At 62.0% G+C, this 17629-nt stretch carries 14 protein-coding genes; 6 read left to right on the top strand and 8 right to left on the bottom strand.

The window, feature by feature from the left end:
• Window positions 1-188 precede the first annotated feature (188 nt).
• The 4 genes from ACLEJQ_RS06400 to ACLEJQ_RS06385 form a co-directional block, all read right to left on the bottom strand.
• Window positions 189-1304, bottom strand: a complete 1116-nt coding sequence (locus ACLEJQ_RS06400; RefSeq protein WP_440793230.1) for an NAD(P)/FAD-dependent oxidoreductase — start codon at window positions 1302-1304, stop codon at window positions 189-191.
• The gene (locus ACLEJQ_RS06395; protein ID WP_440793228.1) at window positions 1301-2233 is read right to left on the bottom strand and encodes a 4-hydroxyproline epimerase; all 933 of its coding nucleotides are present in this window, start codon (window positions 2231-2233) and stop codon (window positions 1301-1303) included. The genes ACLEJQ_RS06400 and ACLEJQ_RS06395 overlap by 4 nt, the downstream gene beginning before the upstream one ends.
• A gap of 287 nt (window positions 2234-2520) precedes the next feature.
• Window positions 2521-3192 carry a GntR family transcriptional regulator gene (locus ACLEJQ_RS06390; RefSeq protein ID WP_440793226.1) on the bottom strand — a complete coding sequence of 224 codons (672 nt, stop codon included), beginning with the start codon at window positions 3190-3192 and terminating at the stop codon, window positions 2521-2523.
• 219 nt (window positions 3193-3411) lie between these two features.
• Entirely contained in the window at window positions 3412-4578 is a 1167-nt protein-coding gene (locus ACLEJQ_RS06385; protein WP_440793224.1) for an MFS transporter, read from the bottom strand.
• Between the two features lie 126 nt (window positions 4579-4704).
• Here ACLEJQ_RS06385 and ACLEJQ_RS06380 point away from each other — a divergent pair, with 126 nt between their 5' ends.
• Both ACLEJQ_RS06380 and ACLEJQ_RS06375 read left to right on the top strand, forming a co-directional pair.
• Window positions 4705-6093, top strand: a complete 1389-nt coding sequence (locus tag ACLEJQ_RS06380; RefSeq protein ID WP_440793222.1) for a PLP-dependent aminotransferase family protein — start codon at window positions 4705-4707, stop codon at window positions 6091-6093.
• Between the two features lie 100 nt (window positions 6094-6193).
• Window positions 6194-8335, top strand: coding sequence for a TonB-dependent siderophore receptor (locus ACLEJQ_RS06375; RefSeq protein WP_440793220.1), 2142 nt, complete (start codon window positions 6194-6196; stop codon window positions 8333-8335).
• 109 nt (window positions 8336-8444) lie between these two features.
• Here the strand turns inward: ACLEJQ_RS06375 and ACLEJQ_RS06370 are convergent, their stop codons facing one another.
• Together ACLEJQ_RS06370 and ACLEJQ_RS06365 are read right to left on the bottom strand one after the other, a co-directional pair.
• The gene (locus tag ACLEJQ_RS06370) at window positions 8445-9179 is read right to left on the bottom strand and encodes an SDR family NAD(P)-dependent oxidoreductase (protein WP_440793540.1); all 735 of its coding nucleotides are present in this window, start codon (window positions 9177-9179) and stop codon (window positions 8445-8447) included.
• Between the two features lie 301 nt (window positions 9180-9480).
• Window positions 9481-9687, bottom strand: a complete 207-nt coding sequence (locus ACLEJQ_RS06365; protein WP_025213530.1) for a tautomerase family protein — start codon at window positions 9685-9687, stop codon at window positions 9481-9483.
• Window positions 9688-9815: 128 nt separating this feature from the next.
• Between ACLEJQ_RS06365 and ACLEJQ_RS06360 the strand changes: the two genes are divergently transcribed.
• A complete protein-coding gene (locus tag ACLEJQ_RS06360) occupies window positions 9816-10739 on the top strand; it encodes a LysR substrate-binding domain-containing protein (protein WP_440793218.1) in 924 nt (307 codons plus the stop codon).
• 617 nt (window positions 10740-11356) lie between these two features.
• On the opposite strand, the gene ACLEJQ_RS06355 is transcribed toward ACLEJQ_RS06360, so the two are convergent.
• On the bottom strand, window positions 11357-11791 hold the full coding sequence (locus ACLEJQ_RS06355) for a nuclear transport factor 2 family protein (protein ID WP_440793216.1): 435 nt from the start codon (window positions 11789-11791) through the stop codon (window positions 11357-11359).
• Window positions 11792-12075: 284 nt separating this feature from the next.
• Complete coding sequence (locus ACLEJQ_RS06350) at window positions 12076-12972, bottom strand: LysR substrate-binding domain-containing protein (protein ID WP_440793214.1); 897 nt, start codon at window positions 12970-12972, stop codon at window positions 12076-12078.
• A 107-nt stretch (window positions 12973-13079) separates the two neighbouring features.
• On the opposite strand from ACLEJQ_RS06350, the gene ACLEJQ_RS06345 reads away from it, so the two are divergent.
• The 3 genes from ACLEJQ_RS06345 to ACLEJQ_RS06335 all read left to right on the top strand — a co-directional run bounded on the left by ACLEJQ_RS06345 (window position 13080) and on the right by ACLEJQ_RS06335 (window position 17529).
• The gene (locus tag ACLEJQ_RS06345; RefSeq protein WP_440793212.1) at window positions 13080-14477 is read left to right on the top strand and encodes an MFS transporter; all 1398 of its coding nucleotides are present in this window, start codon (window positions 13080-13082) and stop codon (window positions 14475-14477) included.
• Complete coding sequence (locus tag ACLEJQ_RS06340) at window positions 14474-15748, top strand: glucarate dehydratase family protein (protein WP_440793210.1); 1275 nt, start codon at window positions 14474-14476, stop codon at window positions 15746-15748. The genes ACLEJQ_RS06345 and ACLEJQ_RS06340 overlap by 4 nt, the downstream gene beginning before the upstream one ends.
• Window positions 15749-16344: 596 nt before the next feature.
• A complete protein-coding gene (locus ACLEJQ_RS06335; RefSeq protein ID WP_440793208.1) occupies window positions 16345-17529 on the top strand; it encodes a porin in 1185 nt (394 codons plus the stop codon).
• Window positions 17530-17629 lie beyond the last annotated feature (100 nt).

Below are 17629 nucleotides of genomic sequence, written 5' to 3'. Positions count from 1 at the left end.
TGGCGATTGCTGCGCAATCGAGCGGGAGCAAGCTCCCTCGCCACAGGGGACGGTGTCGGGCTTCAGGCATGGGCCGGTTCCCCGAGGAAGCGTTGAGGCAGGTAGGGTGCCGGGGCCAGCGGAATGTGGCGATTGCTGCGCAATCGAGCGGGAGCAAGCTCCCTCGCCACAGGGGACGGTGTCGGGCTTCAGGCATGGGCCGGTTCCCCGAGGAAGCGTTGAGGCAGGTAGGGTTCCGGGGCCAGCGGCGCGGTTTCGTTGAACAGCTGCGCGGCCAGCAGGTCGGCGGTCGCCGGGGCCGTCGTGACGCCCAGCCCTTCGTGACCCACCGCCAGCCACAGGCCTTCGCGCTGCGGATGCTGTCCCACCAGCGGCAGGCCATCGGGGCTGGCGGCGCGGAAACCGGTCCAGGCGCGAATGCCATTGAGCGCTGCCAGTCCCGGCAAATAATCGACCGCGCGCCTGAGCATCTTCGCCAGCATCCAGCTGTCCACTTGCGGATCGACGGTGCCGAACTGCCGCGAGGCGCCGATGAATAATTGTCCGGTCGGGCGTGGCTGGATATTGCATGCCACCGACGGGCCGCTGGCGTTGTGGGCGCTGGTGACATAGCCCAGTTCCACCAGGGTGTGAGTGACCGTGGCGGGGTAACGGTCGGTGATCAGCAGGTGGCCCTTTTTCGGTTCGATGGGCAGTTCGGGGCAGAGCTCGGTAGCCTGGATGCCATTGGCGAGGACCACCGCTTCGGCGCTCAACCATCGCCCGTCGTCCAGGCGTACGCGACGGCCATCGACTTCTGTCACCTGGGCCCGTTGCTGGAGAATGTTGGCCGTGTCCAGCATCCAACGAGCGGCCGCCGGAGCATAGAGGATGCCGTCGCCCTTGATCAGCAATCCACCCTCCAGATCAGGGCGCAAGCCGGGTTGGCGTTGATGCAGCGCAGCACGACCGATCAGTTCGCAGTCTTCGCCATGGGCCAGCAGGTTCAGATATTTACTATCGGCCACCGCCATTTCCTCGGCGTTGGCCGCCAGCCACAAGGTGCCGTTGTTGCGCCAGGCGCAGCCGTCGGGCAGGGCCGGGGCCAGTTCACGCCAGCGTTGCAGGGAGTATTGACTGAGGGCCAGTTCCGCCGGGTTGTCATCGAGCACCAGCAAGTGGCCCATACCGGCGGCTGTGGCGCCGTGCCAACCGGCGTCAAGCACCAGCACCTTCAAGCCGCGTCGGGCCAATGTCCGGGCGCAGGCGGCGCCGATGATTCCGGCGCCGATGACGATGATGTCGGCGACAGGCCCCTCGCTCACGAACGAATGCCCCAGGCGAACGGGTCGTCCGCTTCGATGATCAGTGAGGCTTCGGCGCTGATGAAGGCACGGCCGCGAATGGTCGGAATGATGCGTTCGCCGGCTTGTTCGTAAGAGCCTTCGAATTCGCTGCCGATCACGCTGGCCTGGCGCCAGATCTGTCCGGGTCGCAGTTTCCCGTCGGCCGCCAGGCAGGCCAGTTTGGCACTGGTGCCGGTGCCGCAAGGGGAGCGGTCATAAGCCTTGCCGGGGCAGAGCACGAAGTTGCGGCTGTCGGCCTGCGGGTCGTCGGCGAACAGTTCGATGTGGTCGATCAGCCCGCCATCCTCGCCGCGAAAGCCTTGCTCTTCCAAGGCCTGCTGGACGGCGTAGGTGTAGGCGGTCAACGCATCGAGATTGTCGCCGGCCACGCGCTGGCGGTGTTCGGCAATCAGGAAGAACCAGTTGCCGCCCCAGGCCACGTCGCCCACCACCGGGCCGATGCCGGGCACTTCCAGGCTCAGGGCCTGGCGGTAACGGTAGGCCGGCACGTTGCGCACGCTGACCGAATGATCCTCATGCAAGGTGGCCTGAACGGTGCCTACCGGCGTCTCGATGCTGTGCACCCCAGGGCCGATCCTGCCCAGATGGGCCAGCGACGCCACCAGGCCGATGGTGCCGTGGCCGCACATGCCCAGGTAGCCGCTGTTGTTGAAAAAGATCACCCCGGCACAGGCACTCGGGTCCACCGGCTCACACAGCAGCGCGCCCACCAGCACATCGCTGCCCCGAGGCTCCAGGACACAGGCGGTGCGCCAGGCATCGTGCTCCTCGGCCAACCGGCGCTTGCGCTCGGCCATGCTGCCTCGGCCCAGGTCCGGAAAACCGTCGATGACCAGGCGGGTCGGTTCACCGCCGGTGTGGGAATCGATCACGGTGATGCGTTTCATGTGGGGCGCTTCCGTTCAGGGGAGATGAGGGCAAGCGTGGCGCGCATCAGGGGGCGGCGGCTTGATGGTTTTACCCGGCGCGGATGACGAAATCGGCATAGATGAGGATTCGAATTAACAAAGATCCCTTGTGGGAGCGAGCCTGCTCGCGATGGGGGCTTAACATTCAGCGCAGATGTCGCCTGACCCACCGCTATCGCGAGCAGGCTCGCTCCCACAAGGGGTGACGCTTGTACTCGGGACCAGTGTCCGCCTCAAAACAAACTGTGGGAGCAAACCGGTGGCTTTCAATGGCTGGCCGGCAAGAACTCGAACAGTGTCTGGCAGACGCCGGCGATGTGTTCGTCCAGCAGTTTCACCGCCCGCTCCACATCCCCGGCGCGGCAGGCGTCGACGATTTCCCGGTGTTCGTGATCGGCGCGTTCCTTGCCCGCCGACAGGCTCATCTGCATGCGCAGGTAGCGCTCCAGTTTGTCGTGGACCGAGCGAATCAGGCTGACCATGAACGGCCGCTGCGCCGGTTCGTACAGGCACGCATGCAGTTGCCAGTTGAGCTCGGCCCAGCGTCCCACGTCGTCCTCACCGATGAATTCCCGGCAGATGCTTTCGGCGCGGGTGAAGGTCGCTTCGGTCATGTTGGGGATTGCCAGGCGCAGCACTTTGTCTTCCAGCAGCATCCGCACTTCGAACATCTGCGCCAGCTCCGCTTCGGAGATCCGCGTGACCATGGCCCCCCGATTGCGCTGGAACATCACCAGGCCCTCGGCCTCCAGCCGCTTGAGGGCTTCGCGCACGGGAATCTTGCTGACGTTGAACTGACGGGCAATGTCGTCCTGGCGAATCGGCTCATCCTCGGCAAAATGCCCGGCGACGATCGCGTCGCGCAGGTGGCGGGTGATGATTTCCGAAGTGGACGGAGTGTTGCCTAGGTCAGGTAGGTTGAACTTGGATAAAGTCACGGCGGCGGGGTCGTTCGGTTGAGGTGGGGATATGGTATACGACTTTGCGACGGCCGGGTCGAGCCCTCCAAGTCTGCCGCTGGCACGCTTTGCTGTGGCGAGGGAGCTTGCTCCCGCTGGGCTGCGCAGCAGACCGGAGATTTTTGCGATTGCTGTGCAATCGAGCGGGAGCAAGCTCCCTCGCCACGGGTGGACACCGTACTCTGACGGGATTTTCGTTCAGCCTTGGGAAAGCTGAGCCCCATAGGCTTGCGTGCGAACGATGCGCAACCCGGTGATGCACGCCCCAACCGCCAACGCCAGACCGAACAGGACCAGCGCCACATCGGCGCCGAAACGGTCCGCCAACACGCCGGTCACCACTACCGGAATACTGAACCCGACATACGCGAACAGGAAGAATCCGGCGCTGACCCGGGCCTTTTCCGTGCCGGCCATGGCGGTGATCGCCGATAACCCGCCCAGGTAAAGAAAGCCGTAACAGGCGCTGCTGGCTCCCAGGGCACCGAGCAGTACGGCGGCCAGTGAGCCGACGCTGGCGCCCCAGGCCAGTAGCGCGTAGCTCAGCGGCAGGACCAGCAACCCCAGGACGGTGGCCCGAGCCGGATGCAGGCGACGTACCCACGGCTGGAACAGCAATCCGCAACTGATCACGGTGAAGGTCGACAGGCCGGACCAACCCTGCAAACCGTGCGTCGCCAGCACCGACGGCAGGATGGCGATCACCAGCCCCGAAGTGGCCCAGGCCAGCAGCATGGAAAAACTGTAGGGCAGGCTGCCTGTCGGAAACAGCGGCAAGCGCAACAGCGGCGCATGGCGGATTTTCATGGCAGGATCCGGCAACCGCCAGACCACGATCATCGCCGTGGCCGCCAGCACCAGTTGCAGCCAGAAACTGCCGGGCGTAACGCTGTGATGAACGGACAGGAACAGGCTGGTCAACGCCGCGCCGAGGCCAAATCCCAAGGATGTACTGGCGGTTACCCGGTTGGCCGGCGAGCGCGTGTCGCCGCTGGCCATGAGTTCCGTCATGTACGCGGTCGAGGTCGCCGAGGCCAGCCCGGTCCCGACGCCCATCATCAGCCGCGCCAGGCCCAGTGCTTCCAGGCCGGGCCAGAGCAGCGTAACGACGGTCGCCAGCATCGAGAGTGCGAGCGCCACCAGGATCAGCGGCTTGCGTCCGACCCGATCAGCCAGCCCGCCGAAGGCCAGCAGTACTGGCAGCACACCGAGCACATACCCGGAAAACGCCACCGCCGTGGCTCCGGCACCGTAGCCGGACAATTGCGCGTAGGTGGTGTAGAGCGGCGCTTGCAGGTTGACCGCCAGGGTGATCAGGCACAGGCCGAAAGCCAGTCCCCACGAGTGTTTTTGCTGGGTGTCCAAAGGTGTTCCTTGAGTCAAGTGAAGTGCCCGGACTATCTCTGGCGGGCGTCTTGCAAACAAGGAACAGAACCGGGCCTTTTATGCTTAACTGTTCGCTCGAAATTCGAGAACACTTGCGAGCCTGTCGTGGATCTGAAGATTGAGCGTAACGTGGCTGAACCCCTGATCCACCAACTGGTGAATCAACTCTCGGAGTGGATCACCACCCATGGCATTCGCCCCGGTGCGCGGATGCCCTCGATCCGCCAGTTGGCGCGGGAAAACAATCTGAGCCTGTCGAGCGTGATCAAGGCTTACGATCATCTGGTTGCCAGTGGCGTGCTGGAATCCCGGCACGGCGCGGGCTTCTTCGTCGCCCGGCAGACGTGCGCGCTGACAGAGCCTGAAAGCCAGGCGGATAACCCGGCGTGGCGACTGTTCGACAGCGCCTCGACGCAGCTCAAGCTGGGGTGTGGCTGGCTGTCCGATGCGTGGCGCGACGATGCCGACCTGGGCCAGGCGATCCGCCAGGTCGTGCGCAGCGACAGCCAGGCGCTGTTCAACTACAGCACACCGTTGGGCTCAGCCCCGTTGCGCCTGCACATCCAGAAACGCCTGGGCCTGATCGACATTCACGTCGACCCGGGACAAATCCTCACCACCCAGGGCGCCAGTCACGGGCTGGATTTGCTGGTGCGCACGCTGCTCAAACCCGGTGACCTGGTGCTGGTGGAAAGCCCCGGTTACTACAACCTGTTCAATCTGCTGAAGTTGCACGGGGTCAGGACCCTGGCGGTGCCAAGGACTGCGCAAGGCCCGGACATCGCCCACCTGGAGCAGCTGCTGGGCCGACACAAGCCTGCGTATTTCTTCATCAACAGCATGTACCAGAACCCCACCGGCACCAGCCTGGCGCCCAGCGTGGCGTATCGTCTGCTGCAGCTGGCCACCGCCCATGACTTTCGCATTATCGAGGACGACATCTACGCCGATTTCCAGAACGGCCCGACAGCCCGCCTGGCGTCGCTGGATGCCTTGGACCGGGTGATCTACCTGGCGAGTTTTTCCAAGACCCTGTCCAGTTCGCTGCGCATCGGCTATGTGGTTGCCCGGCCCGAGATCATCAACCGGTTGGCCGAAGTGAAGATGGTGACCGGCATCGGTTGCTCGTTGCTCGCGGAAAATGTGGTGGCGACGCTGCTGGCGAACGGTGCTTATCGCAAACTGCTCCAGCGCCTGCGCCAACGCGTGAACAAGCAGATGGCGAGCACGCTGCGTCAGCTTGATCCGAGGTACTGGGAAGTGTTTGCCGAGCCCGTGGGCGGCCTGTTCATATGGGCCAGGCCCCGATGGCTGGATTCGCAACGGGTGCAACAGATCGCCCGCGACCTGCACATCCAGCTCTCACAGGGGTCGGCGTTCCTGCCAGAGGGGGAGGCCTGCGACTGGCTGCGGCTGAACGTAGCCTACACCCAGGATGTGCGGGCGCAGACGTTCTTCCAGCGCATTGAGGAGGAATCCATTACGTTGTGTTAATGGGAATCCATATCAAACAAGAATGAGTTGCTGTATCTTTCGCGACACATTTTTGTCTGCTGCCAGCGATGGCGGCATTTTTGATCGGGATTGTGTGTCGATGCGTCGGATTCTCGTTTCACTGTGTGTGCTTCAGGCTTATTCCATCTCCACCTGGGCAGACGAGCCTATCGTCGCCCACCCGGCGACCCTCGAACTGCAGGCCACCGACATTGTTGGCAGCGCCGACTACGAAAACGCACAGGGCCCGGTCAAGGGTTATCACGCGACCCGTTCTGCCAGCGCCACCCGGACGGACACCGCGATCCATGAGACCCCGCAATCGATCTCCGTGGTCTCCCGCGACGTCGTCGAAGACCTCGGCGCCACGCGCTTGCAGGACGCCCTGGACTACGCCGGTGGGGTGGGCCGGGCAAACAACTTCGGCGGCCAGGGCCTGACGACCTTCACCGTGCGCGGGTTCACCACCGGCGAGTTCTATCGCAACGGCTTCCCGATCAACCGGGGTTACCCGAACATGCCGGACGCCAACACCATCGAGCGCCTGGAAGTGCTGCGGGGCCCGGCAACCATGCTGTATGGCCGCGGCGACCCGGGCGGTACATTCAATGTGGTGTCCAAGCAACCCTTGGCCGAGCGCATGGTGACCCTGGGCAGCCAGCTCAGCGACCAGGGTATGCGCCGTGGCACGCTGGATGCGTCGGGCCCGCTGGATGAACAAGGCAACCTGGCTTACCGGCTGAACGTGGTGGGCGAGGGCGGCGATACCTTCCGCGACCATGTCGAGACTGAGCGTTACGGCATCGCACCGGTGGTCAGCTGGCAGGTCAACGACACCACGCGACTGACCTTCGAAGGCGATTTCATGCGCAACAATGCGCCGCTGGACCGTGGCCTGACCCATTACGCCGGCCAGCGCGGGACCGCCTCGCGCGACACATTCTTCGGCGAGAAAGACGCTGGCAAGCTGCACAACGACAACACCATGCTGCAGGTGCGGTTCGAGCACATGCTCAACGACGACTGGACCCTGGCCGGCGGCACCCAGTGGCTCGACGGCACGTTGCAGGGCAATGCCGTCGAAGGCAACGGCATCGGCGCCGATGGCCGGACCCTGGGCCGCAACTTCAACTACCGCAAACTGGAATGGACCGACCGCGACTACCAGCTCAACCTCACCGGGCATTTTTCCACGGGCGGCTTCGAACACACGCTGCTGACCGGCGTCGAGTATGAAGACTACGACTACCAGTCCATCATCCGGCGCTCTGCCGCAGGCGCCGGTGCCTACCCGATCGACATCTTCGACCCGGTGTACGGCCAGCCGCGCCCGGCGTTGACCCGCACGCCGACCGACGATCAGGAAAACCTCAAGACCTTCGGCGTGTTCATCCAGGACCAGGTGGCACTCACCGAGCGCCTGAAATTGCTGGCGGGTGCGCGCTTCGAGCGGTTCGAGCATGAGTACGAGAGTTTCGTCCCGCAGAACCCGCCCGGTAGCCGCAACTGGGAAGTCACCGACCATGCCGTCACGCCTCGGCTGGGTGTGCTGTACGACCTGACCGATACCGTGGCGGTCTACGCCAACACCGCACGCTCGTTCAAGCCCAACAACGGTGCGAGTCGCCAAGGCGGTGGGTTCAAGCCGGAGGAGGGCAAGTCCTACGAGGTGGGCGTCAAGTGGGAAGCGCTGGACCGTCAGCTGAGCGTGGATGCCGCGGTGTACCAGATCGAAAAACGCAACGTACTGACCACCGACCCGGTGGACTCGACCTTCAGCGTGGCCGCTGGCGAAGTGCGCAGCCGTGGCTTCGACTTGAACGTCGCGGGCAACCTGACGCCGGAATGGCGGATGATCGGCGGCTATGCCTATGTCGACGCCGAGGTGACCAAGGACGCCAACATCCCGTCCGGCACCCGTCTGCTCAACGTCCCCGAGCACAGCTTCAGTCTGCTCAATGTCTATGAATTCCAGGATGGCGGCCTCAAGGGCCTGGGGCTTGGCGTGGGCGCCAAATACGTTGGCGAACGCGCCGGCCAGACAGCAGCGAACGCGTTCTCCATGGACAGCTACACCGTCGTCGACCTGCTCGGCTACTACAAGGTCAACGAGCGGATCCGCCTGAACCTGGACCTGAAAAACCTGTTCGATGCCGACTACGAAGAAGGCGCGTTCGGCAACGTCTACGCCTACCCAGGCGCACCACGGACCGTACAGGCCGGGATCTCCTACACCCTCTGAAGCAACACAATCCTGTGGGAGCGAGCTTGCTCGCGATGGCGCCGGGTCAGTCAATAAGAGGCTGACTGGCCGGACCCCATCGCGAGCAGGCTCGTTCCCAGAGCTTTTTCTACCACTTACCGGTGCTCATCCCGCCGTCCACCGGCAGGATCGCGCCGGTGGTGAAGTCTGCGCCGGCGAGGTACAGCACGGCCTCGGCGATTTCGGCGATGGTGCCGACGCGGCCGGCCGGGGCCAGGTTGTTGAGAAATTCGCGGTGGGCTGGGTCATGCATCGGCGTATCAATGATGCCCGGTGCCACGGCGTTGACTTTGATGTTATGCGGCGACAGTTCAAGGGCCAAAGCGCGGGTCATCTGGTTGACGCCGCCCTTGATCAACACCGGCAGCGCTGCCGGCACCTGGATGTTCGGCTGCAATGCTACCGAGGCGGAGATGTTGATGATGAAACCCTCACGACGACTGATCATGTGCGCGGCCGCCGCCTGGCTGGCATAGACGAGCCCCTTGAGGTTGGTGTCCAGCAACGACTCGAGGTCCTGCGGGCTGTATTCGACGAAGGGTTTGGGCAGGAAGAACCCGGCATTGTTCACCAGCCCGTCGACCGAGCCGAACGCCTCGATGGCTTTGCCGATGAGCGCGGTGGAAGTCGCCGGTGCGGCAATATCGCCGGCCACCCCGATGAAACCGGCCGGATGACCGAGTTGTGCCGCGGTCTGGTCCAGCCCGGACTGGGAACGTGCGTTGCCCACCACGTTGTAGCCCCGGTCCAGGAACGCCTTGACCAGACCCAGGCCGATGCCACTGGAAGCGCCGGTGATGATGACGGTTTTCTTGCTCATGATTCGACTCCTGATCACATTGGTTGAACCGCGGCGCCGGGAGAGGCGCTGGTTGGGATCAGGTTATTGCTGCGCCTGGATTTGATAAATGGAGCTTCTGGTACTTGAGTTGATACGTGGTGTAATTAATCGATGAGCCACACGCTGTTTAACTGTGGGAGCGAGCTTGCTCGCGATAACGGTGGGCCAGCCGAAGCTGTATTGACTGATGTGCCGCTATCGCGAGCAGGGTCGCTCCCACAGAGGGCTTGCGCCAGGCAGAAAAAAGCCCGGTCATCTGGACCGGGCCTGGAAAGCAACACCCTCACTCTTTGGGAAGACTTCGATATTCCGTGGTCGTCATTCCCGCATAGCCCCAGTTATCGGTATCGACTTCCTCGATCACGATATGGGTCAGGTGCGGATCCTTGCCCAGCACGCGCTGGAGGGTCTCGGTGATCTCCGAGATTACCTGGGCTTTCTGTTCGCGGGTGACGCCGTCGCGGGTAATCCGCACGTTGACGAATGGCATGTTGCACTCCTGCTGATGAGAGATGAGCGCAGGAAGATTCCTGCGCAACCGAAGGCCACTGTATTTATACGCCGCCGACTGATAAACAGGCGGTGGGCATATTCAGTTGATACGCGGTGTAACGAATCATGAAGCGGCACTTCGAAGATTTGCAATTGGGCAGCATAGAACTGTTCTGCCTGGCAGCAGAGGCGGGCAGCTTCACCGCAGCGGCGCAGGTGGCGGGTGTCACACCGGCGGCAGTGAGCCGTTCGATCTTCCGCCTGGAAGAGCGCCTGGGCTCGCGGTTGTTTGTGCGAACCACCCGCAGCATCCGCCTGACGGACGCCGGCAAGACCTATTTCGAACAGTGCCGCCAGGCGCTGACGCAACTGGTCGAGGCGCAACAGGAAATGATGGGCGCGCAATCGGTGCCGTCGGGGCAACTGCGCATCAGCTTGCCCACCACCTACGGTCATCACCGGATCCTGCCATTGCTGCCGGCGTTTCGTGCGCTGTACCCGCAGGTAAGCGTGGATATCCACTTGAGCAACCGAAACATCGATTTCGTCGCAGAAGGCTACGACCTGGCGATTCGTGTGCGGGCACAGCCGGACTCTTCGATGATCGCCCGCCTGCTGGAGGACGCCAGACTGGTCGTGGTCGCATCTGCGGATTACCTGCGCAAAGCCGGTACGCCGCAGACCGTTGAAGACCTCGGCGATCATGAATGCATCCAGTTCGAATTGCCCAGCAGCGGGCGGCGGATTTCCTGGCTGTTCAATGTAGATGGCAAGGAACGGGAGGTTTTCGCCCAGGGCAACTACAGCTGTTCGGACGATGTACTGGGCGGGGTGACGCTGGCCAAGCATGGGGCAGGGTTGTTCCAGACCTATCGATTCATCGTCGAACAGGAACTGGCAGACGGTCGGTTGGTTGAAGTCTTGCAGCCATTCGGCGGACGTTCACGGCCTTTTACATTGCTGTATCCACACGGCCGCTATGTGCCGCAACGGGTGCGGGCATTTGTGGATTTCCTGTTGCAGCACCGTGAACAGTGGGCCGGGGATTGACGGAAGAGGCCAGATGAAAAAAATCTCTGAGGTAGTTGAGCCTGGTCTCGCGGTCAGGCTCGTATGCTCTTGATAGGCTTTTATTGGTTGAGAGGGTGATACGGAGAGGAGGATGCAGGTGGAGGGTCGGAAAGCTCCGAGAGAGCATGTGATTTTTTCCTGAAGTTCATATCCTCATAGTTTATCCGCCCTTCAGAAACCGATTCGAAGTAGCCCTCGATCTTAGAGCCATTGACATAAATTAATATTTTGTCTCCGGATTTATGATTTTTAAAAGTGTCTGCAGTGATGCTCATGACCGCGCTCTCCAAGGATAGAAGAGTCTATTGTTTTCAGTTTGCATCGTGGTGGGCACTGTAAGAGTCGACAGTTTTTTATAGTTTTTTGACAGCAGTGGATTGCTAGATATTCTGTTTGGCTATGCTTCGTCCCTCGGCTCAGTGAAGATCTGGGATTGACTTCATGTTGCCTGATTGTTCGCATTATCCGCCGGAGTAGGCCAAGTCATGACCTTATAATCAAGCTTGGCCTCTCTCTGATGTGACCCTGAATCGCGATATAGACCTGTAATAGACCTACATACTTTCTTCAAAGCGTTTCCTACAACCGTATTAATATTAGAACCGAAACGCCTGACGCCCAATCAACAACCATTTCCCATCCTTCTGCTTCTGCCAGATCTGGAAGTTCTCGATTTCCGTCGGCACCACCTCTGTGCCTTTAAGCGCCTGCGCCGAGAAATGATTGCGCACTAGGGCTGTGTCCCCGGACAAGGTGATCTTCTGGTTCTGCATCTCCAGGGTCTTGAACGCGCTCCTACCGGTCTCGATGTCGGCGATGAAGGCCTTCTTGTCCTGGATATTGCCGCTGGAGTGCCCGTAGGTCAGGTTCTCGGCGGCAAGAGCCTGGAGCTGGGGGATGTCCTTGTGCAGCATGGCCTGGGTCAGATGATCGACGGCCTGGGCCACCTCTTGCTCGGCGGATGGAGCGGCCGCTGCTGCGTAGCCGCTGAACAGGCACAGGAAGCTGATGGCGAGTGTAGTCTTCTTCATGGGGATCCTTGTTTTTGTTGGTATCGGAGAAGGGCGAGCGCTGCATGCTCGTCGGTCATCGTACAACCAGAAGAGGACAACGGGAATATCTGATGCTCCAATTAAATCCTGCTAAGCAACCCAATTGGAGAAACGCAGGGTGCCTCTGTGGCGAGGGAGCTTGCTCCCGCTGGGCTGCATAGCAGCCCCAACAACGCCCAGGCGACCCGGTGTGTCAGGAAAACTCTGGGGGCCACTTCGCAGCCCAGCGGGAGCAAGCTCCCTCGCCACGGGGCCGCGTCGGCTCACAGTCCCTCCCGAACCGCCCCCCGAATTCCCTCCAGCAACATGGTAAACGCCGGGTTATCGTTGTCCTCGCGCCACACCAGGTGCAATTCGCTCTGGACCCCTTCGCCCAGGTCGATCTCGCGGAATACCACTTGCTTGAACACCACGCTGGTGGCGCACCGGGGCACCAACGCCAAGCCCATGCCGGCGTTGACCAGCGCCAGGATCGTCAGCGAGGACCCCAGCCACTGCACGTATTGCGGCGCGACCCGGGCCGAGCGGAGCGTGCCGGTGAGCAGTTCGTTGAAGGGTGGGTAGGCAGAGTGCGAATACATCAGGAACGGCTGGGCATCCAGGTCCTGGACGCTCACCGTGTCGGCAGTCGCCAGCGGATGTCCGGCCGGGACCGCCAGCACGAAAGGCTCGCGCACCAGGCACTCGGTGGCGTAGCCGGTTTCCAACAGCGGTGAGCGCACGATCCCCAGGTCGATACGCCGGGCCCGCAAGGCTTCGTGCTGCTGGTAGGTGTTCATTTCCGCCAGGACGATCTTGACCTGCGGCTGCTTCAGCCGCGCCTCGGCAATCACCTTGGGCAAGAATTCATACACCGCGCTGCCGACAAAACTGATGGTGACCGAGCCGATATCGCCCTGGGCGAAGCGCCGGGCGGCCACGGCGGCTTGTTGCGCCTGTTGCAGCAGGTTCTGCGCCTCGATGAAAAACGCCCGGCCGGCGGCGGTGAGTGCGACGCTGCGGGTGCTGCGGGTGAACAGTTCGACGCCCAGGTGATGTTCCAGCAATTGGATCTGTCGGCTCAGCGGTGGCTGGGTCATGTTCAATCGTTCGGCGGCGCGCCGGAAGTTGAGTTCGGTCGCCACCGTGGTAAAGCAGCGCAGTTGGGCCAGTTCAAACATTGATTCATTCCAGGTATCAATCAAGTGCCAAGTTAGATTAGACGGGAACAATCCACCGCGTCCATCATCGTCCCGTTCCCCACAAAAACAATGATCGGGAGGCACCCTTGAACAACGTACCGGACTCCACGCAGGCCAGCACCCTGGCACTGGCGGCGGCCAAGGTGAAACGTCATGTACTGCCACTGGTAGTGGTGATGTTCATCGTCAACTACATCGACCGGGTCAACATCGGCTTCGTGCGCAGCCACCTGGAAACCGACCTGGGCATCGGCGCCGCGGCCTATGGGCTCGGCGCCGGGCTGTTCTTCGTCGGCTACGCGCTGTTCGAAGTACCGTCCAACATGCTGTTGCAACGCTATGGCGCCCGCGCCTGGCTGACGCGGATCATGTTCACCTGGGGCGCGGCGGCGATGGCGATGGCCTTCGTGCGCGGCGAAACCAGTTTTTATGTGCTGCGTTTTATCCTAGGCGCGGCGGAGGCGGGGTTCTTTCCCGGGATCATCTACTACTTCACCCAATGGTTGCCGGCCAACGAGCGCGGCAAGGCGATGGCGATCTTCCTGAGTGGCTCGGCCATCGCCTCGGTGATTTCCGGTCCGGTGTCCGGCGCCTTGCTGCACATCAGCGGGGCCGGGCTGCACGGCTGGCAGTGGATGTTCCTGATCGAAGGCTTCGCCTCCATCGTGCTCTGTGGGTTTGTCTGGTTCTGGCTGCAATCGCATCCCAGCCAGGCCAAATGGCTGAGTACCGAAGAGAAGAGCGTCCTGATCGCCGCAATTGCCGAGGAACAACGGGCGCGGGAGGCCGCCCAGGTGATCAAGCCCTCGGTGTTCAAGTTACTGGCCGACCGACAGATCGTGCTGTTCTGCTTCATCTACTTTTCCATCGCCTTGACCATCTACGGTGCCACGTTCTGGCTGCCGAGCATGATCAAGAAAATGGGCAACCTGGGAGACTTCCAGGTCGGCTTGCTCAATTCCATTCCGTGGATCATTTCCATCGTGGCGATGTATGGCTTCGCGGCGTTGGCCGGCAAGTGGAAGTTCCAGCAGGCCTGGGTCGCGCTGACGCTGATCATTGCCGCGCTCGGCATGTTCATCTCCACCACCGGCGGGCCGGTCTTTGCCTTCGTGGCGATCTGTTTTGCGGCGATCGGCTTCAAGGCGGCCTCGGCGTTGTTCTGGCCGATTCCCCAGGCGTACCTGGATGCCCGGATCGCGGCGGCGGTGATCGCGCTGATCAACTCCATCGGCAACCTTGGCGGCTTCGTCGCGCCGACGACGTTCGGTTTCCTGGAGCAGACCACCGGATCCATCGAGGGTGGCTTGTATGGGTTGGCCCTCACCTCGCTGGTCGCCGCCGTGGTGATCTTTTTCGCCCGCACCACACCCAAGCGCGACACCCCGGATTCGCTGTCCGGCCGGCCCGACACCGTGGCCCAGGCCGAGCCACAGGATAAACCCCAAGCCTTGAACCCTGGCCCATCGGGAGCCGCTGTATGAAGATCAAACGCGTCACTGTCACACCCATCGCCTTTCGCGATCCACCGTTGCTCAACGCCAGCGGCATTCATGAGCCGTACGCGCTGCGCTCGATCATCGAGATCGAGAGCGACAACGGTTATATCGGCCTGGGGGAGAGCTATGGCGATGCGCCGGCCCTGGCGATCCAGCAGCAGCTTCAGGAACGGTTGATCGGCCTGGATCCGTTCAACCTCAACCAACTGCGCGCTATCGTCCAGGCCACGGTCGCGGCACAGCGCCCGGCCAGTGTCGCCGGGGCCGAACTGGCGCCCGGTTCCCATGCCAGCAAGGCGGTGAGCAATGCCTATTCGGCATTTGAAGTGGCGTGCCTGGATCTTCAGGCCCACTACTTGAACGTGCCGTTGGTGGACCTGCTGGGCGGTGCGATTCGTGACGAGATTCCGTTCAGTGCCTACCTGTTTTTCAAATATGCAGAGCACATCGATTCGCCGTACCCGGCGGACAACTGGGGCGAGGCGCTCAGTGAACAGCAGATCGTTGCCCAGGCCCGGCGAATGATCCGCGACTACGGCTTCAAGAGCATCAAGCTCAAGGCCGGTGCGCTTGAACCCGAGCATGAAGTCGCCTGCATCAAGGCCTTGAAACAAGCATTCCCAGGCTACCCGCTGCGCATCGACCCGAATGCCAACTGGTCGCTGGAAACCTCGATCCGCATGGCCGAGTTGCTCGGCGATGACCTGCAATATTACGAAGACCCGACGCCGGGGTTGGAAGGCATGGCCGAGTTGCACAAACGCACCGGCCTGCCGTTGGCGACCAACATGGTGGTCACCGATTTCGATGAGTTCCGTCGTAGCGTGGCGCTGGACAGTGTGCAGATTGTCTTGGCCGATCACCACTACTGGGGCGGGCTTCGGGACACTCAGGCCCTGGCGAAAATGTGCGGCACGTTCGGCCTGGGGGTGTCGATGCATTCGAACTCGCACCTGGGCATCAGCCTCATGGCCATGGCCCACGTGGCGGCGGCGGTGCCGAACCTGGATTACGCCTGCGACACTCACTACCCCTGGCAGGAGCCGGATGAAGAAGTGATCAAGGGTGGCAAGCTGCCGATTGTCGAGGGCTGTGTGAAGATCACCCGGGCGCCGGGCCTCGGGTTGGAGCTGGATCGCGATCAGCTGGGCAAGCTGCATGACCAGTTTCTCAGCTGCGGCATCCGCCAGCGCGATGACGTGCGGCAGATGCAGCGTTACCGACCGGAGTGGAAAACCGTCAAGCCGCGGTTCTGAGTCCGGGTTGACGGGGCCTGCTGCGCAGGCCAGCGGGAGCAAGCTCCCTCGCCACGGATTATCGGGTGGACATCAGTCCTGTGGGAGCGAGCTTGCTCGCGATTGCGGTGAAACAGTCATATTGATATGTGCTGATACACCGCAATAGCGGGAGCAAGCTCCCTCGCCACGGATTATCGGGTGGACATCAGTCCTGTGGGAGCGAGCTTGCTCGCGATTGCGGTGGAACAGTCATATCGATATGTGCTGACACACCGCAATAGCGGGAGCAAGCTCCCTCGCCACGGATTATCGGGTGGACATCAGTCCTGTGGGAGCGAGCCTGCTCGCGATTGCGGTGGAACAGTCATATCGATATGAGCTGACACACCGCAATCGCGAGCAGGCTCGCTCCCACATCTCCGGACTTCCCAGATTGTGGATAGGGTTGGGCCCGAAGTATTGCTTCTGCGAATTCCGCAGTCTTACACCCAAACTGCCGCGCCACACCCGCGCCACCAAAGCACTCGCCAATTGCCTCAAAGGCAGCGTATGGCGCTGCCCGTCGCCTTTCGATAATCGCTTCCGACATCCTGTCCCACGTCGCGGAGCGCGCCATGCACAACAATAAAAATACCCGCCACCGTCTGTTGCCTGCGGTCATCGCCAGTCTTTCGTCCCTCGGCCTGGCGCCTTGGGCCCAGGCGGAGATCATGTTGTACGACAAAGACCAGACCACCTTTTCCACCGACGGCTACGTCAACGCCTTCTACGTCAACAGCGACGTGGACCGGGCCGGGGAGCAGTACGACCGGCGGCAGGCGCGGGTCAAGATGGGGTTCCTGCCCAATTACCTGGGTTTCAACATGGGCAAGCAGGTTGACGACCTCAAGCTCGGTGCCCGTGCCTCGTTCTGGGTCACCATCAATGACAGCGAGACCAACGGCACCGACACCGCCATCGATGTGCGGCAGTTCTACGGCACCGTTGCCAATCCGGAATGGGGCGAGGTACTGGTCGGCAAGGACTTCGGCCTGTTCGCCCGTTCCAACATCCTTTTGGACGAACTGCTCGCCGGCTATGGTCAGGTCAGTGACTCCCTGGGCCTGGTGGACGGTGGCGGGGTTTCGTTCGGCAACATCGGCAGCGGTTATCCGTACCCGTTCCCGACCTCGCAGATCACCTACCGCACCCCGGTGATGGATGGCCTACGGGTCGCGGTGGGGATCATGGACCCGGTGGACACCAACGATAACAGCGCTACCGGCAAGGCCTACCAGGAGAATCCGCGCACCGAGAGCGAGATCACCTACCAGTTCGACCTGGGCGGGGCGAAGATCTACAGCTGGCTCAACGGCAGCTACCAGACCTCGGACAACACCGACTCGACGGTCGAGTCGGTCACCTCCAAAGGCCTGGGCTACGGTGTACAGGCCAAGATGGGCGGCTTGTCGCTGACAGGCTCGGGCTTCCAGGCCAAGGGCATCAATCCGTTCTTCACCAACAATGCCGGTGAGGCCACTTTGCGCAACGTCGACAGCAAGGGCTACCTGTTGCAGGGTTCCTACAAACTGGGCAAGAACCGCCTGGCGCTGTCCTACGGCAAGACCGACGACGACGGCAACGGCGTGGTGGGCAGCGGCGCCGATTACGAAACCCGCGGCATTGCGCTGTTCCATGACATCAACGACAACCTCAAGCTCGTGGCGGAGTACAACCAGTTCGAAATCAACGGCCACGATAGCAGTGCGCAGAACGAAGACACCGATACCTTTGCGGTGGGGGCGGTGTTGACCTGGTGATCGACCGGGTCGCCTGGTTTTGGGGGCTGCTGCGCAGCCCAGCGGGAGCAAGCTCCCTCGCCACAAGAGCCTCGTTGCATCCGTAACGTGTGGGAGTGGG

The sequence above is a fragment of the Pseudomonas sp. SMV71 genome (genome assembly GCF_052042015.1).
Taxonomy (GTDB): domain Bacteria; phylum Pseudomonadota; class Gammaproteobacteria; order Pseudomonadales; family Pseudomonadaceae; genus Aquipseudomonas.
Note: the sequence above shows the minus strand (reverse complement) of the source record. Positions and strands in the feature narration are given on the sequence as shown.